Raw genomic sequence first — 23,692 nt, forward strand, 5'->3', positions numbered from 1 at the left:
CCGGACCGGTGCCACCGGGTCGGGGCGGCCCGCCGGTCAGCCCGCCTTCGCGGCCACCAGCAGCCCGTCGCCCAGCGGCAGGATCACCGGCACCAGCCGGTCGTCCTCGCGCACCGCCCGCGCCACCTCGCGCATCGCCGTCGTGTCCGGGTCGCGGTGGGCCGGGTCGACCACGCGCCCGTGCCACAGCACGTTGTCGAACGCGATCACCCCGCCCGGCCGCAGCAGCCGCACGCCCTCGGCCAGGTACGCCGGGTACTCCGACTTCGCCGCGTCCACGAACACCAGGTCGTACGCGCCGTCGGTGAGCCGCGGCAGCACCTCCAGCGCCCGCCCCGTGATCAACCGGGTGCGGGACACCGCGATCCCGGCCTCCGCGAACGCCGCCCGCGCCGCCCGCTGGTGCTCCGGCGCCACGTCGATCGAGGTCAGCACGCCGGCCTCGGGCATGCCGCCGAGCAGGTACAACGCGCCGACCCCGGCGCCCGTGCCGACCTCCACCACGGCCCTGGCCCGCAGCGCCGCGGCGAGGAACCGCAACGCCGCCCCGCCGCCGGACCCGATCGGCACGCAGCCCAACTCGGCGCCACGAGCCCGCGCCGCCGCGATCACGGCGTCCTCGGGCAGGTAGCGCTCCACGTACTCGCGCGTCGGCGCATCCACAGCACGAAGGCTAACGCCGCCGGCGGCGGTTCGGGTGGTTCCGGCGGACGACGCCGGATTCTCAGCGTGCTCTCAGCCGCCTCTCACGATGGTTATAAGGGAGGACGTCACGCTGGTCCCAACGCATGACGAGCAGGACCCACGGGAACACGTCAGGGGACACGAGCGTTGACCCGTGCAGCAGGGCAGCCAGCCCACTGGAGGTGCTTACCCGCCCGATGCCTGAGCAGCCGACCGCCGCACCGACGGCCCCCATCGACGACGTGGAGTGGATCCCGCCCACGTGGGACGAAGTCGTGCGCGAACACGCCGACCGGGTGTACCGGCTGGCCTACCGCCTCACCGGCAACCAGCACGACGCCGAGGACCTCACCCAGGAGACGTTCATCCGGGTCTTCCGGTCGCTGGCGTCCTACAAACCCGGCACCTTCGAGGGCTGGCTGCACCGCATCACCACGAACCTGTTCCTCGACATGGCCCGCCGCCGCTCCCGCGTGCGCATGGAGGCCCTGCCCGAGGAGAGCGACCGCATCCCCGGCGACGACCCGACGCCGGAGGAGGTCTACGACGACACGCACCTCGACCCGGAGCTGCAGGCCGCGCTGGACGAGCTGCCGCCGGAGTTCCGGGCCGCCGTGGTGCTGTGCGACGTGGAAGGACTCTCCTACGAGGAGATCGGCGCCACCCTCGGCGTGAAACTGGGTACCGTGAGGAGCAGGATCCACCGGGGCCGCCAGGCCCTGAGGGTCGCACTGGAACGCCGTCGGGGTCTCGTTCAGGAGGACTCTGCATGACCGATCTGCGAGGTTGGCAACTGCCCGAGCAGCACCTGCTGCCCGACGCGGTCGTCGCCTTCGTCGACGGCGAGCTGTCCGCCTCGGCGCACAACCGGGCGGCGGCCCACCTGGCCCGCTGCCCGTTCTGCGCCGCCGAGGCGTACTCGCAGCAGCAGGCGCGGTCCGCGGTCCGCGCCGCCGACGCGCCCTGCGCGCCCGCCGGCCTGCTGGCCAGGCTGGGCGCGATCCCGCAGGAGGTGGAGCTGCCCAGCGCGCCGGACGGCCTCGCGGTCACCGAGGACGGCCAGCTCGTCACCGTGCAGCGGCCCGACCGGGTCGCGTTCGGCAGCGGTCCCGTGCTGGGGGCCGGCCGCCCTTTCGGAACCGGCGGCGGAAGCCGCTTCGGAGTCTTCGGGGGTAGACGCGCACGGCAGGGCGCCGGCGTCGTCGTCTCCGGGCTCATGCTGGGCGCGCTCGCGCTCGTCGCGCCGGGCGGCGACGACCCCGCGCCCGTGCCCGCCCAGGGCAACACCCCGCAGCCCTCGCCCGTGGTCGCGCCGTCGTCCGCGGCCGCCGACCGCGAGCCCGGCGCCGCGCTGCGACCCGTGGCCGACACCGGCCTGATGGGCCGCTGACCAGCCCGCTGACGGCAACTTCACCGGTCGCCGGGCACGATTGCCCCGCGACGACCATGGTGTGACGACGTGCGGGGAGCGATGAGGGAGCCAGAGCAGGGCAACGGGACCCCCAGGTCGGGCGTCGACGACGGGGCGCACCGCAGGCTCGCACCGCGCCCGCTGAACCGCCCGCCCGTGGACCCCGGCCAGCAGGCCGTGTTCGGCCGGCCGAGGGGCGTGGCGGGCGCGTTCGCCGGCGACCGGCCCGTCCTCGACGGCGGCAACGGCTCCGTCCGGCTCGCGCCGCCGCCACCGGAGGCGCTGGCCACGGCGTTCGGCCGGCCGCCGGGCGACCCGGGCACCCGCCTGCAACGCCCGCCGGTGGACCTCGGCGGCGAACCCGAGGTCGAACCCGTCTTCTGGGAGGGCAAACCCGCGGGCGACGCGTGGCGCGACCCCGGCGCGTCGGCCGTCATCGGCCCGCCCGCCGTCACCGAGCAGCCCGCCGCCGACACCGAGGCCGAACCCGGGCCCGGACCGCGGCTCAGCGTGCCCGAACTGCTGTTCGGGCGACGCGTCAAGCCGACCGCCCTGGCCGTGCTCCTGGTGGCCGCGCTGCTGGTCGGCGCGGCGGGCGGCGTGGTCGGCTGGCTGCTGGGCCGGGTCGGCAACCCGCTCACCGACGGCGGCGTCACGCTCGCCGAGGTCAAGCCCGGCAAGGAGCGGCCCGTCGGCTCGGTCGCCGACATCGCCAAGCGCGTCACGCCCAGCGTCGTGTCGATCGAGTTCAAGGGCGCGAACGTGGCCGGCGTCGGCTCCGGCGTGGTCATCGACGGCGCCGGGTACGTGCTCACCAACGACCACGTGGTCGCCCCGGCGGTGCAGGACACGTCGGCGAAGCTGACCGTGGTGTTCATCGACGGCAAGCGCGCCGTCGCGCAGGTCGTCGGCCGCGACTCCAAGACCGACCTCGCGGTGATCAAGGTCGAGGTGGACAACCCGACCGTGCTGCAGTTCGGCGACTCCGACGACCTGGCCGTCGGCGACACCGTGCTGGCCATCGGCTCGCCGCTGTCGCTGTCGAACACCGTGACCGAGGGCATCGTCAGCGCCCTGCACCGGCCCGTGACCGCCGCGGGCGAGAACGGCGGGCCGCAGGTCACCTACGACGCGATCCAGACCGACGCGGCCATCAACCCCGGCAACTCCGGCGGCGCGCTGGTCGACTCGTCCGGCGCGCTGGTGGGGATCAACTCCTCGATCCGCACCGAGACCGGCGGGTCGGTCGGCCTCGGGTTCGCGATCTCCGGCAACTACGCGCGCAAGGTGTCCCAGGCGCTGATCCGCGACGGGTCGGTCAAGCACGCCGACATGAACGTGAACGTGCGGTCGGCGTCGGCGGAGACCGCCGAGGGCGCGCAGGTGCAGAACGTGCTGGAGGGCGGCGCGGCCGACGCGGCCGGCATCGAGGAGGGCGACGTCATCACCCGGGTCGGCGACCGGATGGTGCGCAACGCCGCCGAGCTGACGGTCGCGGTAAGGGAACATGAAATCGGCGAGACGGTGCCGGTCGTGCTGGCCAGGCAGGGCCGTGAGCTGACCGTGCAGGTGACTTTGAGGTCCGACTGACGGCTACGCTGGCGGTCAGGCAGGGTGGCGCGGAAGGTGGGGCACGCGGGTGTTCGACAGCATCGGGTGGCTTGAGATCCTCGTCATCATCGTGGCGGGGCTGTTCATCCTGGGGCCGGAGCGGCTGCCGGACGCCGCGGCCTGGGTCGGCAAGTCGCTCCGCCGGGTCCGCGAGTACGCGACCGGGGCGCGGGAGCAGCTGAAGCAGGAGATGGGGCCGGAGTTCGAGCAGCTCCGCAAGCCCCTGGAGGACCTGCGGGAGCTGCGGAACTTCGACCCCAAGCGCGCGATCACCAAGCACCTGTGGGACGACGAGCCGAGCGAGAAGTCGAACGGCCACCCGGCCGTGCCGCCGGCGCGCGACACGACGAGCCGGGACCGGCCGCTGGAGCGCGGGGAGCGGCCCCCCTACGACCCGGATGCCACCTGACCCCTCGGCCGGCCCGCTGTTAATCGACCGGTCGAGGCTCGAGGTCTGAGCACGACGACCGGACACGACGACCGAGCGCGACAGCCGGGCACGACGGCCGGGAGCAGGGATCGGGCGGGACCGCCGGCACGACGGTCGGCAAGGGTTGAGCGTGACCGCCGGGCGCTGCGGCGGGGCGTGACGACGACGGCCGGGCGGGGTGGCCGGGCGCGAGGCCCCGGAATTGTCGGTGCCTGTCGGTAAGATCAAAGCAGGGGTCCCCTGGCGGGTACCCCTGCGAAGCGATCCGCGCGAAGCCTCCCGTTCGACCTGGTCCCGCCGCCGCGGGGGTTCCCGGGAGAGCGGGGAACCCCCGCGGCGGCGTTCCGGCCGTGGCCGGTCAGGAGACGCCGCGCCCCCGCCGGGCCGCGGCGGGCGACGGCGGAGCGTCGGCGGCGGACGCCGAGGTCGGCGCGCCGGTGATGGTGAACTGCGCGCCCGGCTCCACCACGACGTGCCCGGACGCCGAGTTGGTGATCGTCACGTTGGTCAGCGTCGCGCTCCCGCGCGCGCCGTTCATCGCCAGGATCCCCGCCCCGTTGTTCGAGCGGTCGATCCGGACGTCGCTGATCACCACCCCCGGCACGGCCCCGCCACCCGACTTGAACTGGATGCCGTCGTAGGTCGAGTCGTGGATCTCGGTGTCCCGGATCGTCACCCCCGGGATGTCGCGGCCCTGCGCGAACAGGGTGATCGCGCCGAACTCCTGCGCCTCGCCCCAGAACGCGCCACCCGTCCGGAACAGGGCGTTGTCCGCGAGCAGCGTCTGCCCGGAGAACGGCAACGGGTCGTGGTCGGTCGCCAGCATGATCCCCGGGTAGTTCATGGTGTCGTACACCAGGTTGTGCTCGGCCCGGTTGCCGTGGCCGCCGTAGATGGCGATGCCGTTGGCCCGCCACGGCAACTGGATGGTGTTGTTCAGGAACGCGTTGTCGTGCGCGACGTCGACGGCCTGGTCCTTGACGTACCGGTTCGCCCACACCGCCAGCGAGTCGTCGCCCGTGGTCCGGAACGACGAGTTGAACACCCGCGAGTTGCGCGTGCCGTTGGTGAAGTTGATCCCGTCGGCGTAGGTGTTGCGGATCCGCATGCCGCTGAACTCCACCCCGTCCGCGGGACCCCACAGCGCCGGGATGTTGTCGTAGTCGCGCCCGACCCACACGCCCACGTTCGCGTGCTCGATCCACACGTTCGTGATGCGCGTGCCCTGGCCGAACCGGCCGTTCAGGCCCACCCCGCCCTCGGCGCCGCCGGGCCCGCCGCGGATCCGGCCGGAACCGAAGATCGCCAGGTCCGAGATCTGCGTGTTCGCGTCGATGTCGAACCCGAAGTTGCCCTCGTGCGGGTGGTTGATGCCGCCCCGCGCCAGGTGCGGCTCGGTGAGCGTGACCAGCCGCGAGTGCCACATGCCCGCGCCGCGGATGGTGACGTCCCTGATCCCCACCTGGTTGTACTGGCCGCGGTCGAGCGGGTCGTCGGTGAGGATCTTCTTCTCCTGCCGCCACTGCCCGGCCGGGATCCACACGCAGCCGATGACGCCGTTCTGGTCGTCGGTCACGGCCCGCTGGATGGCGTCGGTGTCGTCGCCGTCGTCGTTCGGCACCGCGCCGTAGGCCGTGATCGACGTGCAGCCGGCGGGCTGGGACGACGGCGGCGCGACCTGCTCCAGGTCGATCAGGTCGATGATGTGGAACGCGGCCGTGTCGTCCGCGTCCCGCTGGAGCCGGAACCGGGTGCCGGCCGGGTAGGACCGCGCCAGCAGGGCGTTCGCCTCGTCGAACAGCCGGCGCGCGTCGGCCTGCGGCGTGTTCGTCAGCCCTTCCGGGTCGTCGGTGTTGCCGTACAGCCAGCTGTGCCGCGACGACAGCGTCAGCTTCTGCGTGAACACGTCGTCCACGTACAGGCTGATGGTGGCCTCGATGCCACCGCCGCCGGGGGCGTCGGGGATCGAGTTGCGCACCACGATCGAGTTCGCCGGCGCGGTGGACGTGAACTCCACGAACTGGCCCGTGCGGTCGAGCCGCACCGACTTGCGCCCCGACGACTCGGTGGCGAAGTTCGTGTGCCCGAACCGGCGCAGCGGGTCCGCCTCCAGCAGGGTGCCCTGGTAGCGGGCCGCTTCCGCCTCGTGCTCGACGTACGGGACGGCCGCGCCCCGGCCGACGACGATCGACCGCGACCACGTGTTGTTCGCCTCGTCGGTCTCGGCGACGGCGCCGGTCGCGTCGGCCGTGGCGGTGATCGTCGCGCCGCCCGCGGTGGCCCGCCACGTGCCGGTGACGGGCACGGTCACCGTCGCGCCCGCCGCGACGGCCGGGGTGGTGGTGTCCAGCGTGGCGCCGCCGACCACGAGCCGGGTCACGGAGCCCGCGCCCACGCCCGACGTGCCGCGGTTGCGCACCGACGCGGTGAACGACACGGTCGCGCCCACCGCCGGGTTCGGCGGGTTCGACACCACGTCGGCGACCAGGAGGTCCGGGCCGGGGGCCTGCGTCACGACCAGCGGCGACGGCGCGGTGTGGGTGTTGTTCGCGTCGTCCCGCTCGACCACGGCGTTGGTCGGGTCGACCACCGCCTTCACCTGGTGGCTGCCCATCGGCCGCCGGCCCGCCGGGAACGACACCGCGGCCGACGCCCCCGCCGCCAGCGCGGCGACCGACGCGCTGCCGACGACCGCGCCGCCGACGCTGAAGTCGACCGTCGTCGCGGGCGCGGCGGCCGAGCCCGCGTTGCGCACCGCGGCGGTCAGGGTGACCGCGTCGACCTCCGTCGGCGCGGCGGGCGACCAGGTCAGCGACGTGACGGTGAGGTCCGGGTTGGGCGCGGCGACGCCGACGACCTGCAGCTCGGCCACCTGCCCGCCGGGCGCGCCGGTGTTGCCGAAGAACTGCAGCCGCACGTCCGCCACCCGCGCGCCGACCGGGACGGTCACCGTGTTCTGGTTGCCGGCCGGGCTGAACGCGTGGTCGGCTCGGGCGACCAGCGACGTGAAGCCCGTCGCCGACTGCTCCCGGCCCAGCACCTGGAAGCTCTGCGTGCGCGGACCCCACACCGGGTCGGGGTTGAGCCGGACCACCACGCGGTCCACGTCGGCGTTCGCGCCCAGCTTCACGGTCAGCGTGGACGACTGCCCGCCCGCCTCCCAGTAGGTGGCGACGTCACCGTCGTTGGCGTTGGCGGCCACGAACGAGAACACCGACGACGACGCCTCGATCGGCTTGCCGCGGGCGAGGTCCGTGCCGCCGCCGCCCCGGCCGACCCGCGTCACGGGGTTGCTGTCGCCGGACACGTTGCCCGCCGCGTCCCGCGCCCGCACCGTGTAGGTGACGGTGTCGGTGGCCGGCCGGCTGTCGGTGTAGGTGAGCGTGGCGCCGGGCACCGAGGCGCGTTCCGCGCCGTTGGCGTACACGGTGTACCCGGTGACGCCGGTGTCGTCGGACGACGCGGACCAGGCCAGCCGGATCTGCCCGGCGGCGGGCTCGGTGAGGGTGAGGTCGCCGGGCGGGGACGGGGGCCGCACGTCGCCGGTCTCCGGGCCGTGCACCTCCAGCTCCGCGACCTGGCCCGCGGGCCAGCCCGTGTTGGCGGTGACGTGCAGCCGCACGTACCGGGTGTCCCGGGCGGTGAAGTCGATGGTCGCGGTGTTGCCGGCCGCCGGGTCGAACACGCGCGCCGCGGACGGCGAGAGGTCCGTGAACGCGGTGCCGTTCGTGCTGCCCTGCACGGCCACCGCCTGGGTGCGCGCGCCCCAGCCGCCCGGCAGCCGGAGCACCACCCGGTTGACGGCGACCGCCGCGCCGAGGTCCACCTGGAGCCACTGCGGGAACGCGTTGTTGCCGCTCTCCCAGTAGGTCTCGCGGTTGCCGTCGGTGGCGTTGGCGGGCGGGTAGCCGGGCTGCGAGCTGCTCGCCGACGTGGGCTTGCCCGCGGCGAGGTTGACCGCCGACGCGCCGATCCCGGAGTCGGCGGCGGGGTCGGGTCGCGCGCCGGCGGGCGCGCCGGAGGCGGGGGAGAGGCCGAACACGGTCAGGCCGATCGCGAGGATGCCGCCGACCAGTCGCCGGCTGCGCTGCTTCCGTTTCATCGGTGTCCTCTTCGTTGGGGACGACGGTGCGCTCACGACAGACCGCGGCGGACGCCTGCCGACAAGTTGCGACGTAGTATTAATTTCTTGAGTTGATCTGTCAGATTTTTGCGAGGTTGCGTACAAAGGTTGCAGACGGGCGGCTGTTCGTCAACGCCCGTCGTGCGGCGCGCACGACGAAACAGGGGCCCCCGGTGCACGGGAGCCCCTGTGGCGTGGAAATACGGCGAGCGGTCAGCGACCCGCCGGTGAGACGTTCAGCAGGCGGCCCGCCAGGCCGCGCGACCGCGTCGACAGCTTGCCCGCCACGGTCGTGAGCACCCGGCCCGCGGTCGACTCGGGGTGCGCCAGCACGATCGGCGTGCCCGCGTCGCCCTGCTCCCGCAGCCGCGGGTCGAGCGGCACCTGGCCGAGCAGCGGCACGTCCGCGCCCACGGCCTGGGTCAGCGAGTCGGCCACGGTCTGCCCGCCGCCCTCGCCGAACACGTCCATCCGGGTGCCGTCCGGCAGCTCCAGCCACGACATGTTCTCGATCACGCCCGCGATCCGCTGCCGGGTCTGCAACGCGATCGAGCCGGCCCGCTCGGCCACCTCCGCCGCCGCCTGCTGCGGCGTGGTCACGACCAGGATCTCGGCGTTCGGCACGAGCTGCGCCACCGAGATCGCGATGTCGCCGGTGCCCGGCGGCAGGTCCAGCAGCAGCACGTCCAGGTCGCCCCAGAACACGTCGGCCAGGAACTGCTGCAACGCGCGGTGCAGCATCGGGCCGCGCCACACGACCGGGGTGTTGCCCGGCGTGAACATGCCGATGGAGATCAACTTCACGCCGTGCGACTGCGGCGGCATGATCATCTTCTCGACCTGGGTCGGCCGGGCGTCGGTGCCCAGCATGCGCGGGATCGAGTGGCCGTAGATGTCGGCGTCCACCACGCCCACCGACAGGCCGCGCGCGGCCATCGCGACGGCCAGGTTCACCGTCACCGACGACTTGCCGACGCCGCCCTTGCCCGACGCCACGCAGTACACGCGGGTCAGCGAGCCCGGCTGGGCGAACGGGATGACCGGCTCCTCGACGCCGCCGCGCAGCGACTTGCGCAGCTCGGTGCGCTGGGCGTCGCTCATCACGTCCAGCTCCACGCGCACGCCGGACACGCCGTCGAGCGCGGACACCGCGGTCGTCACGTCGGCGGTGATCTTGTCGCGCAGCGGGCAGCCGGCCACGGTGAGGTAGACGGCCACGTCCACGACCCCGTCGTCGCCGACCACGACGCCCTTGACCATGCCCAGGTCGGTGATCGGACGCCGGATCTCGGGGTCCTGCACGCCGGCCAACGCCTTCTGCACGTCGTCAACGGTGGGAAGAGTCACGGGAAGCGCCTTCGGAAAGAGGTGGTGGGACCGCCATGCTACGGCGGGCCGTGCACCTCCAAGCTACCGGTTGGTCACCCGCGGAACCGGGGCCAGCGCGCAGCCGGTTGCGTGCTTTCCGTAACATCGGTATCCGTGCCGGACACCGGACCTGCCCGGTTGCCCACCCGTACCGAGCTGGCGGTGTGGCGATCCTTCCTCCGGGCGCACGCGAGGCTCACTCGGATCCTGGAAGCCGAACTCATCGCCGAGCAACGCCTGTCGCTCGCGGCCTACGACGTCCTGGTCCAGCTCGCCGAGTCGCCGCAGCACCGGCTGCGGATGACCGAGCTGGCCGACGCCGTCCTGCTGTCCCGCTCCGGCGTCACCAGGCTCGTCGACCGGCTCGAACGCGCCGGCCTGGTGCTGCGGGAGCGCGCCGACGGCGACGGTCGCGGCGTGGTGGCGGTGCTGACCGCGCAGGGCCTGGACCGGCTCCGCGTCGCGTCCGGCACCCACCTGACGGGCGTGGCGCGGCACTTCGCCGAGACGTTCACCCACGCGGAGCTGGAGGCGTTCGGCCGCACCTGCGACCGGCTCGGCGCGGACGAACCCTGACCCGGGGGCTCACGTCGAGGGCACGTCGTCCCGGACCGCGTCCCTGGCGTCGCGCTCCCGGCCGTCCCGGTCCTTGCCGTCCTTGTCCCGGGCGTCCTTGTCCCGCAGATCCTTGGCGTCCTTGTCCTTGCCGGGGCGCTTGCGCTCGCGGAACACGCGTTCCAGCTCGCTGCGCAGGTAGTCGCGGGTCACCACCTCGCCCACGGCCAGCCGCAGCGCGGCCAGCTCACGCGCCAGGTACTCGGTGTCGGCCTTGGTCTGCGCGGCCCGCGCCCGGTCCTCCTCCAGCGACACCCGGTCCCGGTCGTCCTGCCGGTTCTGGGCCAGCAGGATCAGCGGCGCGGCGTACGCGGCCTGCGTGGAGAACGCCAGGTTGAGCAGGATGAACGGGTACGGGTCCCAGCGCAGCGACACCGCGGCCAGGTTCAGCGTGATCCACACGATCACGATCAGCGTCTGCCAGAACAGGAACTTGCCGGTGCCGAGGAACCGGGCCAGCCGCTCGGAGAACCGGCCGAACGCCTCCGGGTCCACCGACAGCCGGAGCCTGCCCTCCGTGCGCGGCTGGTCGAGCCGCCGGCGCGGCTGCGGCTCAGGCATGGGACAGCCCCGTTTCCCGCCAGTTGACCGGCAGCAGGTGGTCCAGCACGTCGTCCACGGCGACCGCGCCGAGCAGGTGGTCGCTCTCGTCCACCACCGGCCCGCACACCAGGTTGTAGGCGGCGAAGTAGCGGGTCACGTCGCCGAGCGACGCGGACGGCGACAGCGTCGCCAGGTCGGTGTCCAGCACGCCCGCCACCAGGTCCGACGGCGGTTCCCGCAGCAGCCGCTGGATGTGCACGCAGCCCAGGTAGCGGCCGGTGGGCGTGGCCGTCGGCGGCCGGCACACGAACACCATGCTGGCCAGCGCGGGCGTCAGGTCCGGGTTGCGCACGTGCGCGAGCGCCTCGGCCACGGTCGCGTCCGGCGCGAGCACCACCGGCTCCGGCGTCATCAACCCGCCCGCGGTGTCGAAGCTGTACTCCAGCAGCCGCCTCACCGGCGCGGACTCCTCCGGCTCCATCAGCTCCAGCAGCCGGTCCTTCTCCCCCTCGGGCAGCTCGGCCAGCAGGTCCGCCGCGTCGTCGGGGTTCATCGCCTCCAGGATGTCCGCGGCGCGCTCGTCGTCCAGGTGGGCGAGCAGGTCCTTCTGGTCCTCCTCGCCCATCTCCTCGATGACGTCGGCGAGCCGTTCGTCGTCCAGCGCCTCGGCCACCTCGTAGCGGCGCTTCAGCGGCAGGCTGTGCAGGGCCAGCGCCACGTCCGCCGCGCGCATCGTCTCGAACACCGCCACCAGGTGCTGCGCGCCCTGCGGCTGGCCCGCCAGCTCCGTCACCGACAACCCGGACAGCTCCTCCCAGCGCAGCACCTGCACGGGGCCGCGGCGGGCCAGCCGGCCGGTGCGCTCCCGCACCGCGACCCGCGTCATCCGCCAGTCCCGGGTGCGGGTGGGCTCCATCGCCGCGTCCACCAGCACCGCCACCGCGCCCGAGCCGAGCCGCACCCGCGCGTCGAGCAGCTCGCCGACCACCAGCACCTCGTTGGTGCGCTGGTGGAACTGGCGCAGGTTCACCGTGCCCGTGGCGAGCGTCACGGCGTTCGGCTCGATCGAGGTCACCCGCAGCATCGGCACGAAGATGCGCCGACGGGTCGCGAGCTCCAGCACCAGGCCCAGCACGCGCGGCGGCTGCCGGTCCACCCGCAGGCCGATGACCAGGTCGCGGACCTTGCCGATCGACTCGCCGTCCGGCCCGAACACGGGCAGCCCGGCGAGCTGTGCGGCGAAGACGCGGTTCACGGCGACCACGTGATCAGGTTAGTCCGCCGCGTGCCGCGCCGCTGCGTTCCACTGTGGACGACGGCGGGCCGCGCCCGGTCAGGGCCGGAACGCGCGGGCGATCGCCCCGACCGCGTCGGCCATCCCGGGCAGCCCCTCGGCCAGGCACCACAGCCAGGTGTCGACCGCCCGGCAGAACGTCCACGCGCGGGCCAGGTCGGGGTCCAGCTCGCCGATGTCGCACAGCGCGGCGAACCGGTCGCGCAGCCCGCGTTCGCCGTCCAGCTCGCCGAACCTGTTCCACAGCAACGGGATCACGCCGAACTCGGGGTCGCCGGACAGCGGTTTCGGGTCGATCATCACCCACGGCTCGCGGTCGCCGCGCAGCACGTTCTCGTAGTGCAGGTCCTCGTTGACCAGGGTGTGCGCGGCGCGTGCGGCGAGGTCGCGGCCCAGTTCGCTGGCGTGGGCGACGAGCGCGTCCGGCAGCGGGCCGCCCAGCCCGGCGTTCTCCGCGACCAGGTCGGGGAACGCGGGGCGGCGGAACCCGGGACCGGCCGGGACGCGCAGCCGGCGCAGCAGCCCGCCGGTGACGGCCAGCGCCTCCTCGATCGGCGCGTCGTCCAGCGAACGGGTGTGGTCGAGGCGTTCCAGCAGCAACGCGCCGTGGTCGTCGTCGTGGTCGAGCAGGTCCACCACGCCCCGGCCGCGCCACGCCCGCAGCGCCAGCGGCTCCTGCCGGGTCTCCTCGTCCAGCCAGGTCAGCTTGAGCACGGCCGGGTGACCGTCGGCCCGGCGCACCGGCAGCACCACGGCGACGTGGCCGTGGAGCAGCGGGCCGTCCGGGGCGAGCCGCCAGCGGGCGCAGAACCGGGTGGCCAGGGCGGGCAGCGCGGCCAGCCACCCGCGCGCCTCCTCGCCGAGGATCGCGCCGAAGCCGTCCGGGACGGTGATCACGCCAACTCCAGCCGGTAGACCTCGGCCCACGCCGGCCTGCCGTTCAGCCGGGCGGCCCGCAGCGCCGCGTCGGTCTCCGCGTCCGGGCGCGCCCGGCGGGCGGTGACCCGCGCGTCGACCAGGTGGGAGCGGGTGGTGGGGGAGCGGACGGTCACCGTGCACGCGACCCCGTCGGCCAGGCCCGGCACGTCCTGCTCCGTGCCGCCGACCGCCACCAGCACCGCGCCGTCGCGCCACAGCGCCCACACCAGCCGCGACCCGTGGCCCTCCGGTCGGACCCACACCGCGGCGGCCTTGCGCAACGCGTTGTCCAGCACCTGCTCGATCTCCACCGGTTCAGCCTGCCACGGGCCTGTGAATCGGGACTCACGCGATGGCGGGTGCCCCGGCCGCGTGCCACGCTTCGCCCCAGCGTCAGTTACCGGCCGGTACGAGGAGGTACCCCCAGTGGTCGACCAGCAGCGTCCCCGTCGTTCCTGCCTGGCCGTGCCCGGCTCGAGCCAGAAGATGATCGACAAGGCCCGCACGCTGCCCGCGGACCAGGTGTTCCTCGACCTGGAGGACGCGTGCGCGCCGCTGGCCAAGCCGGACGCCCGCAAGACCATCGTCGCCTCGCTGAACGAGGGCGGCTGGGGCTCCAAGGCGCGCGTGGTCCGGGTGAACGACTGGACCACCGAGTGGACCTACCGCGACGTCACCGAGGTCGTCGAGGGCGCGGGCGCGAACCTGGACTGCGTCATGCTGCCCAAGGTGCAGACCCCGGAGCAGGTGCACGCGCTGGACCTGCTGCTCACCCAGATCGAGAAGACCATGGGCTACGAGGTCGGGCGCATCGGCATCGAGGCGCAGATCGAGAACGCCCTCGGCCTGACCAACGTCAACGCCATCGCCACCGCCTCCCCGCGGGTGGAGACGATCATCTTCGGCCCCGCCGACTTCATGGCGTCGATCAACATGAAGTCCCTGGTCGTCGGCGAGCAGCCGCCCGGCTACGACGTCGGCGACGCCTACCACTACATCCTGATGCAGATCCTCATGGCCGCCCGCGCCCACGACAAGCAGGCCATCGACGGCCCGTACCTGCAGATCCGCGACGTCGAGGGCTTCAAGCGCGTGGCCGGCCGCTCGGCCGCGCTGGGCTTCGACGGCAAGTGGGTCCTGCACCCCGGCCAGATCGACGCGGCGAACGAGGTGTTCAGCCCCAAGCAGGACGACTACGACCACGCGGAGAACATCCTCGACGCGTACGACTACTTCACGTCCGAGAAGGGCGGCAAGCGCGGCGCGGCGATGCTCGGCGACGAGATGATCGACGAGGCGTCGCGCAAGATGGCCCTGGTCATCTCGTCCAAGGGCCGTGCCGCCGGCATGTCCCGCACGAACGTGTGGTCGCCGCCGGAGGACTGACCCGTCCGGGCCTCCCGGTCGGCGGGTGGCCGTAGAGTGATCGCGTGGCCGACCGCGAGCTGGCGTCGATCGAGATCGAGGGGTACGCCTCGATCCGGTCGGCACGGGTGGACCTCGGCCGGCTCAACGTGCTGATCGGCGCGAACGGTGCGGGCAAGAGCAACTTCGTGCGCGTGTTCGAGCTGTTGGGCCGGCTGGTCGAGTCCGACCTGGGCTACTTCGTCGGCCTGAACGGCGGCGCGTCGGCGCTGCTCACGTCCGGCGCGGACCGGCTCCGGATCGCGCTCGGCACGATCCGCCACGGCTATGAAGCGGTGCTCGTCCCTGCGAGCAACGACGAGTTGATCTTCGCGGGTGAAGTGGTCATGCGCGAGGCCCGGCCGTACGAGGTGGTGCCCAGCCGCGGCGGCAGGGAGACGCGTCTGCATGAGCTCTCCGAGCTGGTCGAGCGCGTTGTCGTGACCGACATCGTTGGGTTGCTGCGGGACTGCCGCGTCTACCACTTCCACGACACCAGCCGGAACGCGCCGGTCAAGCAGTTGGTGCCGACGGCCGACAACCTGTCGTTGCGCGACGACGCGGGCAACCTCGCGGCCGTCCTGCTGGCCCTCGCGGACAGCGACGAGCAGGCCGACCGGGCGGCCTACCGGCGGATCGTCGGGGTCGTCCGCCAGGTCGCGCCGTTCTTCCGGGACTTCGTGCTGCGCCCCGAGAGGAGCGACCGGCTGCGGCTGCGGTGGCGGCAGAACGGCTCGGACGCGGTGTTCTCGGCCGACCAGATGTCGGACGGCACGTTGCGGTTCGTGTGCCTCGCGACGCTGCTGCTGCACCCGCGCCTGCCGTCGCTGGTCGTCCTGGACGAGCCGGAACTCGGGCTGCACCCCTACGCCGTCGTCCAGTTGGCCGGGCTGCTCCGGCAGGCGTCCGTGCGCGCCCAGGTGCTCCTCGCCACCCAGTCGGTCACCCTGATGAACCAGTTCGACCTCGACGACCTGATCGTCGTCGAGCGGGTCGACGGGGCCTCGACCTTCGTCCGGCCGGACCGCGAACGGCTCGGCCGGTGGCTCGAGGAGTACTCGCTGGGTGAGCTGTGGGAGAAGAACCTCATCGGGGGCAGGCCGGGCGGGCGCACGTGAGCCGTGCCGCCCGGCGGGTCCACCTGCTGGTCGAGGGGCAGACGGAGGAGGTCGTGGCCGATTCCGTCATCCGACCCCACCTCGAAGGGCTCGGGTGGATCACCAGCCTGTCCCTGGTGAAGACCAAACGGCCGGCCGCCGGTCCGTCGCACAAGGGCGGCGTCACCGGCTGGGGGCAGATCCGCCGGGACAGCGGACTCCTGCTGAACGACACCAGCATCGACGTGCTCACCACGTTGTTCGACTACTACGCGTTCCCGGCCGACTGCCCCGGCATGGCGGACCGGCCGTCCGGCGACGTCTACGAGCGGGTCGGGCACGTCGAGCGCTGCCTGGCCGACGCGGTGGGCGACCGGCGGTTCCGGCCGCACCTGGTGGTGCACGAGCTGGAGGCGTGGGTGTTCGCGGCCGCCGACGCGCTGGGGCAGGTCCTCGGCGAGGACCTCGCCGACCGGCTCCGCGGCGACGTCCGCGCCGCCGGCGGCCCCGAGCTGATCAACGACGGACCGGCGACCGCGCCCTCGAAACGGCTCCTCGACTACTGCCCGGGCTACGTCAAGACGATCGACGGTCCCCTGGCGATCCAGGACCTCGGACTGGCGCGCCTGCGCGCCGAATGCCCGCACCTCGATGCGTGGCTTCACCTGTTCGAACAGTGACGAAACACTTACCCGGTGCCGGTCGGAGTGGTGAGCATCCCCACAAACGGCGGCGTGGAGTGGCGATCACGGGGTGGTGCGCGGGCATGGTGGTCGCCGTGCCCCGACACCGAACCCCGCGCCGGCCGCTGTTCCGCCGCCGCCGCGACGACCTGCTCGAGCGCAGCTTCCGCCCCTGCCCCACGTGCGCCGAGGACGTCCACGTGTTCGCCGACGTCTGCCGCCACTGCGGCGGAGAGGTGGAGCTGCGCGCCTCCTGACCGCGCGGCCTAGCGCGGCACGGGCAGGTTCGCGGCCTCCCGGTACAGCCACACCACCAGGACGACCCACAGCACGAGGGCCAGCAGCCACAGCACGGTGAGCACGACGCCGATGATCAACCCGGCGGTCGCCATGCCCCAGCCCTCCTCGCCGGTCCGCCGGATCTGCTTGCGGGCCACGATCCCGAGCACGATGCCGGCGGGCGAGAACAGGAACGCGGTGATCAGCGCCGCGATCGCCATCCCGTTGGTCTGCCTCGGCGGCGGGTAGTAGGCGGGCTGCTGGTACGGCTGAGACATGCGGTTCCCCCTGTGGTCCGTGCGGGGGCACAGGCTAACCCGCTGTTTCGGTTCAGCGCGTGGCGATGAGCACTCCCGTGGCGCGAACGCGCGTTAACCGGTCCATACTCGCCGGTAACCCGAGAGCTACGAAGGGAAACGCGATGGCGCGCCTGGCCCGGACCGCTGGACTGACCGACGTCCAGGAGGAGATCCTGTCGACGGTCCGCACCTTCGTGGACAAGGAGATCATCCCGCACGCCCAGGCGCTGGAGCACGGCGACACCTACCCGGCCGACATCGTCGAGGGCATGAAGGAGATGGGCCTGTTCGGGCTCACCATCCCCGAGGAGTTCGGCGGGCTCGGCGAGTCCCTGCTGACCTACGCCCTGGTGGTCGAGCAGATCGCCCGCGGCTGGATGTCGGTCTCCGGCGTGATCAACACGCACTTCATCGTGGCGCACATGCTCAAGCAGCACGGCACGCCCGAGCAGCAGCGCGAGTACCTGCCGCGGATGGCCACCGGCGAGGTGCGCGGCTCGTTCTCGATGTCCGAGCCGGAGCTGGGCTCCGACGTGGCCGCGATCCGCACCCGCGCCGTGCGCGACGGCGACGACTTCGTGGTCAACGGCCAGAAGATGTGGCTGACCAACGGCGGCACGTCCAACCTCACCGCCGTGCTGGTGCGGACCGACGAGGGCGCGGACAAGCCGCACCGCAACCTGACCACGTTCCTGGTCGAGAAGCCCGAGGGCTACGGCGAGGTCGCGCCCGGCCTCACCATCCCCGGCAAGATCGACAAGATGGGCTACAAGGGCGTGGACACCACCGAGATGGTGTTCGACGGCTTCCGCGTCCCGGCCCGGCAGGTCCTGGGCGGCGAGACCGGGCACGGGTTCCGGCACATGATGGACGGCGTCGAGGTCGGCCGGGTGAACGTGGCGGCGCGGGCGTGCGGCATCGCGCTGCGGTCGTTCGAGCTGGCCATCGAGTACGCGCAGCAGCGCCGGACGTTCGGCAAGCCGATCGCCGAGCACCAGGCCATCGCGTTCAAGCTCGCCGAGATGGCGACCAAGGTCGAGGCCGCCCACCTGATGATGGTCAACGCGGCGCGGCTGAAGGACTCCGGCGCGCGCAACGACGTCGAGGCCGGCATGGCCAAGCTCATCGCCTCCGAGTACTGCGCCGAGGTGACGCAGGAGGCGTTCCGCATCCACGGCGGCTACGGCTACTCCAAGGAGTACGAGATCGAGCGCCTGATGCGCGAGGCCCCGTTCCTGCTCATCGGCGAGGGCACGAGCGAGATCCAGAAGACCATCATCAGCCGCGGCCTGCTGCGCGACTACCAGTCCCGCGGCTGACCGCCGGTTGTCCACAGGCCGCGCCCGACCGCTTCCCGACGTCGGCGGACGCCGGCAAGATCAAAGCAGGGGTCCCCTGGGCGGGGACCCCTGCGGAGCACACGCCGGCGGCGCGCAGCGCCGGGTTCGCCGACGTCCGAGCAGGCCGGGACGGGGGTTCGGGACGCGCCGGGAGTCCCCGATCAGCCGGCGGGCGGTGTGAACGACCCCGGATGCGTGACCCGCCGGGCCGGACCCGGCTGCCCGGCCGCGTCCGTTTGTCCACAGCTGCCCCCGTTCACACCCGACCGACCGCGCCCGCCGCCGGCCACGCGACGCCGCCCGACCCGGTCCGCCACGCCTCAACCTGCCGCGCCCGGTCAGTCCGCCACGCCTCACCCGCAGGCCGCCCGTCCGCCACGCCTCACCCGCCGCGCCACGCCCGTGCCCGCCCGGAGCCCGCCGCCACCACGGCCGGAACGGTCCCTGTCGGGTGCCGGCCGCCCGCTCCCGGCCCGTCCCGACAGGTCACGTTCGCGTGTGTTTCCCGTCAACCCGTTTCGCGCCGCTCGCCCGGTATTGGCAGGATGGGGTGATCAGCACCGCGAAGAGGTGGTCACCGTGACGAGTTCCTTCTCCGGCTCCGGCCAGAACCGACCCGGGGTGCCTCCCCGCCTGCCCACCCCGCCCACCGGCTGGCCCATCGGCTCGTACAGCACCTACGAGGAGGCGCAGCGCGCGGTCGACTTCCTGGCCGACGGCGACTTCCCCGTCCAGGAGGTGACGATCGTCGGCGTCGACCTGATGCTTGTCGAACGGGTCACCGGCCGCCTCACCTGGGGGCGCGTGCTGGGCACCGGCGCGGCGTCGGGCGCGTGGTTCGGCCTGTTCGTGGGCGTGCTGCTCAGCCTGTTCAACACCAGCCCCGGCGCGAGCCTCGGGCCCATCGTCGCGGGCCTGGTGGTCGGCATCGCGTTCGGCCTCATCTTCGCCGCCGTCGGGTACGGGTCGGCGCGCGGCAAGCGGGACTTCCAGAGCGCGAGCCAGCTCGTCGCCGGCCGCTACGACGTGCTGTGCCAGCCCCGGTCCGCGGAACGCGGCCGCGACCTGCTCGCCAAGCTCGCGATGCGCCCTTCGGACCTCGGCAAGGACTGAGGTCGGAGGTTTATCCCGCCACCGGATCGGGTAACGCCGTTCCGCGGCTCCGGTGGTTGCGGCACCTGATCACCGGGCCTACGTTCGATCCACCGGTCGACCCAGTCGACCGGCGGGCACGACGAGGTGCCGGGCGTCGCGGTTCGGCCCCTCCGTTGTCGGGAAGGAGGCAGGACCGATGAGGGGCAAGGGTCATCGGTTGGCCGCCGCAGGGGGCGCCGCGTTGATCGCGACGACCGTGCTGGCGGGCTGTGGTTCGGGTGACGGCGGGATCACCATCAACGTCTACAAGTACCCGCAGGAGAACTTCCAGAAGATCGTCGACAACTGCAACGAGCGGGCCGACGGCTACGAGATCGTCTACCACAAGCTGCCGCGCGAGGCGGACGGCCAGCGCGAGCAGATGGTCCGCCGGCTCGCCGCGGGCGACCCCGACATGGACGTGCTGGCGCTCGACGTGACGTGGACCGCCGAGCTGGCCGAGGCGGGCTGGATCAAGGAGTTCACCGGCGAGGACCGGGCGCGGGTCGAGCAGGGCACGTTGGAGACCCCGCTGGAGACCGCCCGCTACGAGGGCAGGCTGTACGGCGCTCCGGACAACACCAACGTCCAGCTCCTCTGGTACCGCGGCGACCTGGTGCCCACGCCGCCGAAGACGTGGTCCGAGATGATCGAGGCGGGCACCCGCCTCGAAGCCGACGGCGACGACCGGACCCCCGGCCTGGTCGCCGCGCAGGGCAAGCAGTACGAAGGGCTCGTCGTCCTCTACAACACGCTCGTCAACACCGCGGGCGGGAAGATCCTGGACGACGGCGGCACGAAGGCCGTCGTGGACGACGGCGCGGTCAAGGCGCTGGACGTGCTCAAGCAGTTCGCCACGTCCAAGGTGGTCGACCCGTCGTTCTCCAACGCCGCCGAGGACCAGGCCCGCCTGCTCATGGAGAGCGGCAAGGCCGCGTTCCAGCTGAACTGGCCCTACGTCTACGCCGCCGCCCAGGCCGTGCCCGACCTGGCGAAGAACCTGAAGTGGGCCCCCTACCCGTCCATCGACGGCGGACCGGCCAAGGTCACCGTCGGCGGCATCAACTACGCCGTGAGCGCCTTCACCCGGCACGCGGACCAGTCGTTCGACGCCGTGCAGTGCCTGCGCAGCGCGGAGAACCAGAAGTTCGCCGCCATCCACGACGGCGTGCCGCCGACCATCGAGTCCGTCTACGACGACCCGGAGATGGCCGAGCCGTACCCGATGAAGGAAGCGATCCTGGAGACGCTGAAGAACGCGAGCGCCCGCCCGGTGACCCCCGCCTACCAGAACGTCTCGACCGTGATCTCCAGCATCCTCTCGCCCCCGGCGGGCATCGACCCCCGGCAGACCGCGGAGCGGCTGCGCGGCGAGCTCCAGGACGCGCTCGACTCGAAGGGGGTGCTGCCGTGAGCCACCCGGCGACCACCACCACCGACCCGACCGACGCCGCCGCCCCGGCGGAGCTGTCCCCGAAGGCCAAGGCCGCGCTCAGCGAGGGCAAGAAGGCCGAACGCCGGCTCGGCCTGCTGCTGTGCGCGCCCGCCATCCTCATCATGGCCGCCGTCGCGGGCTGGCCGATCCTGTACTCGTTCTGGCTGTCGTTGCAGCGCTACGACCTGAAGTTCCCGGACCGCACCGAGTTCGTCGGCCTCGACAACTACGTGACCGTGCTGTCCAACCCCTACTGGTGGAACGCCATGTGGGTCACCGTCGTGATCACGGTGGTGTCCGTGGCGGTCGAGCTGGTGCTCGGCATGGCGCTCGCGCTGATCATGCACCGCACCCTCGTCGGCCGGGGCATCGTGCGCACCGCCACGCTCATCCCGTACGGCATCGTCACGGTCGTCGCCGCGTTCTCCTGGCGGTACGCGTGGACGCCCGGCACCGGCTACCTGGCCGAGACCCTGGCGGGCGGCGACCCGGTGCTCACCGAGAAGGTCCCGGCGCTCATGGTCGTGACGCTGGCCGAGATCTGGAAGACCACGCCGTTCATGGCGCTGCTGCTCATGGCGGGCCTCGCGCTGGTGCCGGACGACCTGCTCAAGGCCGCCGCGATGGACGGCGCGACCGCGTGGCAGCGGTTCACCCGGGTGATGGTGCCGGTGATGAAGCCCGCGATCCTGGTGGCCCTGCTGTTCCGCACCCTCGACGCGTTCCGCATCTTCGACAACCTGTTCGTGCTCACGGCCGGCTCGCAGGGCACCTCGTCGGTGTCCATGCTGACCTACAACAACCTCATCAAGGGCCTGAACCTCGGCATCGGCTCCACCATGTCGGTGCTGATCTTCATCGCGGTGGCGATCATCGCGTTCGTGTTCGTGAAGCTGTTCGGCGCCGCCGCGCCCGGCGGCGACGGCGGGGGGAGGCGCTGATGGCCGGCATCGGCGGGGCCGTGACGGGGGCCCGCAAGGCGCGCTGGACCGTCCTCAACATCCTCGTGGTGGCGTACGCGCTGATCCCGGTGCTGTGGATCGTGTCGCTGTCGTTCAAGACCAAGGAGACCCTGGGCGACGGCAACTTCATCCCGCGCCAGTGGACGTTCGAGAACTACAAGGCGATCTTCTCCACCACGGAGTTCGTGCGGGCGCTGGTGAACTCGATCGGCATCGCGCTGATCGCCACCGCCGTCGCGGTCGTGTTCGGCACGATGGCCGCCTACGCGATCGCCCGCCTCGACTTCCCCGGCAAGCGGCTGCTCGTCGGCGTGTCGCTGCTGATCGCGATGTTCCCGCAGATCTCGCTGGTCTCGCCGCTGTTCGAGATCGAGCGGTCGCTGGGCCTGTTCGACACCTGGCCCGGCCTGATCCTGCCCTACATCACGTTCGCGCTGCCGCTCGCGATCTACACGCTGTCGGCGTTCTTCCGGGAGATCCCGTGGGAGCTGGAGAAGGCGGCGAAGATGGACGGCGCGACGCCCGGCCAGGCGTTCCGCCGGGTCATCGCGCCGCTGGCCGCGCCCGGCGTGTTCACCACCGCCATCCTGGTGTTCATCTTCTGCTGGAACGACTTCCTGTTCGCGATCTCGCTGACCTCGACCGAGAGCTCGCGCACGGTGCCGGTGGCGCTGTCGTTCTTCACCGGCAGCTCGCAGTTCGAGGACCCGACCGGGTCGATCGCCGCCGCGGCGGTGGTCATCACGATCCCGATCATCCTGTTCGTGTTGTTCTTCCAGCGTCGGATCGTCGCCGGGTTGACCTCCGGCGCCGTCAAGGGGTGAAGCAATGGCCGAGATCGTTCTGGACCGCGTGACCAAGCAGTACCCCGACGGCGCGGTGGCCGTGCGGGACGTGGACCTCGAGATCGCCGACGGCGAGTTCGTCATCCTCGTCGGCCCGTCCGGCTGCGGGAAGTCCACGACCCTCAACATGATCGCGGGCCTGGAGGACATCACGTCCGGCGAGCTGCGCATCGGCGGCGAGCGGGTCAACGAGCGCGCGCCCAAGGACCGCGACATCGCCATGGTGTTCCAGTCCTACGCGCTGTACCCGCACATGACGGTGAAGGAGAACATGGCCTTCCCGCTGCGACTGGCCAAAGTGGACGACGCGACCGTGGAGAAGAAGGTCCGCGACGCCGCCGAGATCCTCGACCTGACCCAGCACCTGGACCGCAAGCCGTCGAACCTGTCCGGCGGGCAGCGGCAGCGGGTCGCGATGGGGCGCGCGATCGTGCGCAGCCCCAAGGCGTTCCTGATGGACGAGCCGCTGTCCAACCTGGACGCCAAGCTGCGCGTGCAGATGCGCACCTCGGTGTCGCGGCTGCAGAAGCGGCTCGGCACCACCACCGTGTACGTGACGCACGACCAGACCGAGGCGATGACCCTCGGCGACCGGGTGGTGGTGATGCGCGGCGGCGCGGTGCAGCAGGTCGGCGCGCCGCAGTTCCTCTATGACAACCCGGCCAACCTGTTCGTCGCCGGGTTCATCGGCTCGCCCGCGATGAACTTCGTGCCGGCCGCGCTGGAGAACGGCGTGCTGCGCTCGGGCCTGGGCGACGTGCCGCTCACCGACCGGGTGCGCACGCTGCTCGAAGGCGCGGACGCGCCCCGCGAGGTGATCATGGGGTTGCGGCCCGAGCACTTCGAGGACGCCCGGCTGGTGGACGAGGCCGTGCGGGCGAAGGGCGTCACGTTCACCAGCGACGTGGACGTGCTGGAGTCGATGGGATCGGACAAGTTCGCCTACTTCAGCCTCCACGGTGAGCAGGCGACGTCGGCGGAGCTGGCCGAGCTGGCGGCCGACGCTGGCTCGGCCGACGTGCCGGGGGGCGGCGTGTCGCTGGTCGCCCGGATCGCCGCGACGTCCACCGCGGTCGCGGGCGAGCCGGCCGAGATCTGGTTCGACGCCGACCAGGTGCAGCTGTTCGACCCGGGCAGCGGGCGCAACCTGACCTACCGCGGCTGACCGGCCGCCGGAAGGCCGCCCCCCGGTCGCCGGGGGCGGCCTTTCACGTTTT

The 23,692-nt window shown here is 72.4% G+C and carries 23 protein-coding genes; 15 read left to right on the top strand and 8 right to left on the bottom strand.

The window, feature by feature from the left end:
- Nucleotides 1–36: 36 nt before the first annotated feature.
- Nucleotides 37–663 carry an O-methyltransferase gene (locus tag ACWEFJ_RS13090; protein WP_449713872.1) on the bottom strand — a complete coding sequence of 209 codons (627 nt, stop codon included), beginning with the start codon at nt 661–663 and terminating at the stop codon, nt 37–39.
- A gap of 218 nt (nt 664–881) precedes the next feature.
- Here ACWEFJ_RS13090 and sigE point away from each other — a divergent pair, with 218 nt between their 5' ends.
- The 4 genes from sigE to ACWEFJ_RS13110 all read left to right on the top strand — a co-directional run bounded on the left by sigE (nt 882) and on the right by ACWEFJ_RS13110 (nt 4,115).
- Complete coding sequence (sigE, locus tag ACWEFJ_RS13095) at nt 882–1,457, top strand: RNA polymerase sigma factor SigE (RefSeq protein WP_378093136.1); 576 nt, start codon at nt 882–884, stop codon at nt 1,455–1,457.
- Nucleotides 1,454–2,074 (top strand): anti-sigma factor family protein, encoded by a 621-nt coding sequence (locus tag ACWEFJ_RS13100; protein WP_378093133.1) that lies wholly within the window; start codon nt 1,454–1,456, stop codon nt 2,072–2,074. The genes sigE and ACWEFJ_RS13100 overlap by 4 nt, the downstream gene beginning before the upstream one ends.
- Before the next feature lie 81 nt (nt 2,075–2,155).
- A complete protein-coding gene (locus tag ACWEFJ_RS13105) occupies nt 2,156–3,685 on the top strand; it encodes a S1C family serine protease (protein ID WP_449713873.1) in 1,530 nt (509 codons plus the stop codon).
- Between the two features lie 49 nt (nt 3,686–3,734).
- Nucleotides 3,735–4,115 (top strand): sec-independent translocase, encoded by a 381-nt coding sequence (locus tag ACWEFJ_RS13110; RefSeq protein ID WP_378093129.1) that lies wholly within the window; start codon nt 3,735–3,737, stop codon nt 4,113–4,115.
- A 379-nt stretch (nt 4,116–4,494) separates the two neighbouring features.
- On the opposite strand, the gene ACWEFJ_RS13115 is transcribed toward ACWEFJ_RS13110, so the two are convergent.
- Entirely contained in the window at nt 4,495–8,238 is a 3,744-nt protein-coding gene (locus ACWEFJ_RS13115) for a CARDB domain-containing protein (protein ID WP_449713874.1), read from the bottom strand.
- 234 nt (nt 8,239–8,472) lie between these two features.
- Nucleotides 8,473–9,606: an Mrp/NBP35 family ATP-binding protein gene (locus ACWEFJ_RS13120; protein ID WP_378093372.1), complete on the bottom strand. Its 1,134-nt coding sequence runs from the start codon at nt 9,604–9,606 to the stop codon at nt 8,473–8,475.
- A 135-nt stretch (nt 9,607–9,741) separates the two neighbouring features.
- Here ACWEFJ_RS13120 and ACWEFJ_RS13125 point away from each other — a divergent pair, with 135 nt between their 5' ends.
- On the top strand, nt 9,742–10,203 hold the full coding sequence (locus ACWEFJ_RS13125; RefSeq protein WP_378093374.1) for a MarR family winged helix-turn-helix transcriptional regulator: 462 nt from the start codon (nt 9,742–9,744) through the stop codon (nt 10,201–10,203).
- A 9-nt stretch (nt 10,204–10,212) separates the two neighbouring features.
- On the opposite strand, the gene ACWEFJ_RS13130 is transcribed toward ACWEFJ_RS13125, so the two are convergent.
- From ACWEFJ_RS13130 to ACWEFJ_RS13145, 4 genes are all read right to left on the bottom strand, one after another.
- Entirely contained in the window at nt 10,213–10,803 is a 591-nt protein-coding gene (locus ACWEFJ_RS13130) for a DUF1003 domain-containing protein (protein WP_378093376.1), read from the bottom strand.
- Complete coding sequence (locus tag ACWEFJ_RS13135; protein WP_378093378.1) at nt 10,796–12,049, bottom strand: magnesium transporter MgtE N-terminal domain-containing protein; 1,254 nt, start codon at nt 12,047–12,049, stop codon at nt 10,796–10,798. The genes ACWEFJ_RS13130 and ACWEFJ_RS13135 overlap by 8 nt, the downstream gene beginning before the upstream one ends.
- A gap of 69 nt (nt 12,050–12,118) precedes the next feature.
- Nucleotides 12,119–12,976, bottom strand: a complete 858-nt coding sequence (locus ACWEFJ_RS13140) for an aminoglycoside phosphotransferase family protein (protein WP_449713875.1) — start codon at nt 12,974–12,976, stop codon at nt 12,119–12,121.
- Nucleotides 12,973–13,308, bottom strand: a complete 336-nt coding sequence (locus tag ACWEFJ_RS13145) for a hypothetical protein (RefSeq protein WP_378093382.1) — start codon at nt 13,306–13,308, stop codon at nt 12,973–12,975. Before ACWEFJ_RS13145 ends, ACWEFJ_RS13140 begins: the two co-directional genes overlap by 4 nt.
- 115 nt (nt 13,309–13,423) lie before the next feature.
- Between ACWEFJ_RS13145 and ACWEFJ_RS13150 the strand changes: the two genes are divergently transcribed.
- The 4 genes from ACWEFJ_RS13150 to ACWEFJ_RS13165 all read left to right on the top strand — a co-directional run bounded on the left by ACWEFJ_RS13150 (nt 13,424) and on the right by ACWEFJ_RS13165 (nt 16,438).
- Nucleotides 13,424–14,383, top strand: coding sequence for an HpcH/HpaI aldolase/citrate lyase family protein (locus ACWEFJ_RS13150; protein ID WP_378093384.1), 960 nt, complete (start codon nt 13,424–13,426; stop codon nt 14,381–14,383).
- Between the two features lie 44 nt (nt 14,384–14,427).
- A complete protein-coding gene (locus ACWEFJ_RS13155) occupies nt 14,428–15,519 on the top strand; it encodes an AAA family ATPase (protein WP_449713876.1) in 1,092 nt (363 codons plus the stop codon).
- Nucleotides 15,516–16,178: a DUF4276 family protein gene (locus tag ACWEFJ_RS13160; RefSeq protein ID WP_449713877.1), complete on the top strand. Its 663-nt coding sequence runs from the start codon at nt 15,516–15,518 to the stop codon at nt 16,176–16,178. The genes ACWEFJ_RS13155 and ACWEFJ_RS13160 overlap by 4 nt, the downstream gene beginning before the upstream one ends.
- Nucleotides 16,179–16,276: 98 nt before the next feature.
- Nucleotides 16,277–16,438 carry a hypothetical protein gene (locus ACWEFJ_RS13165; RefSeq protein WP_378093390.1) on the top strand — a complete coding sequence of 54 codons (162 nt, stop codon included), beginning with the start codon at nt 16,277–16,279 and terminating at the stop codon, nt 16,436–16,438.
- Nucleotides 16,439–16,447: 9 nt separating this feature from the next.
- Here ACWEFJ_RS13165 and ACWEFJ_RS13170 read toward each other — a convergent pair whose 3' ends face one another.
- Complete coding sequence (locus ACWEFJ_RS13170) at nt 16,448–16,738, bottom strand: DUF4190 domain-containing protein (RefSeq protein ID WP_378093392.1); 291 nt, start codon at nt 16,736–16,738, stop codon at nt 16,448–16,450.
- Nucleotides 16,739–16,881: 143 nt separating this feature from the next.
- Between ACWEFJ_RS13170 and ACWEFJ_RS13175 the strand changes: the two genes are divergently transcribed.
- From ACWEFJ_RS13175 to ACWEFJ_RS13200, 6 genes are all read left to right on the top strand, one after another.
- On the top strand, nt 16,882–18,078 hold the full coding sequence (locus ACWEFJ_RS13175; RefSeq protein ID WP_449713878.1) for an acyl-CoA dehydrogenase family protein: 1,197 nt from the start codon (nt 16,882–16,884) through the stop codon (nt 18,076–18,078).
- A 600-nt stretch (nt 18,079–18,678) separates the two neighbouring features.
- Nucleotides 18,679–19,212 carry a general stress protein gene (locus ACWEFJ_RS13180; protein ID WP_378093396.1) on the top strand — a complete coding sequence of 178 codons (534 nt, stop codon included), beginning with the start codon at nt 18,679–18,681 and terminating at the stop codon, nt 19,210–19,212.
- A 178-nt stretch (nt 19,213–19,390) separates the two neighbouring features.
- The gene (locus ACWEFJ_RS13185; RefSeq protein WP_449713879.1) at nt 19,391–20,647 is read left to right on the top strand and encodes an ABC transporter substrate-binding protein; all 1,257 of its coding nucleotides are present in this window, start codon (nt 19,391–19,393) and stop codon (nt 20,645–20,647) included.
- A gap of 53 nt (nt 20,648–20,700) precedes the next feature.
- Nucleotides 20,701–21,609 (top strand): carbohydrate ABC transporter permease, encoded by a 909-nt coding sequence (locus ACWEFJ_RS13190; protein WP_449713925.1) that lies wholly within the window; start codon nt 20,701–20,703, stop codon nt 21,607–21,609.
- Nucleotides 21,609–22,454: a carbohydrate ABC transporter permease gene (locus ACWEFJ_RS13195; RefSeq protein ID WP_378093400.1), complete on the top strand. Its 846-nt coding sequence runs from the start codon at nt 21,609–21,611 to the stop codon at nt 22,452–22,454. Before ACWEFJ_RS13190 ends, ACWEFJ_RS13195 begins: the two co-directional genes overlap by 1 nt.
- A gap of 4 nt (nt 22,455–22,458) precedes the next feature.
- Nucleotides 22,459–23,640, top strand: coding sequence for an ABC transporter ATP-binding protein (locus ACWEFJ_RS13200; protein ID WP_378093402.1), 1,182 nt, complete (start codon nt 22,459–22,461; stop codon nt 23,638–23,640).
- Nucleotides 23,641–23,692: the final 52 nt, after the last annotated feature.

This window comes from Actinosynnema sp. NPDC004786 (genome assembly GCF_053601135.1).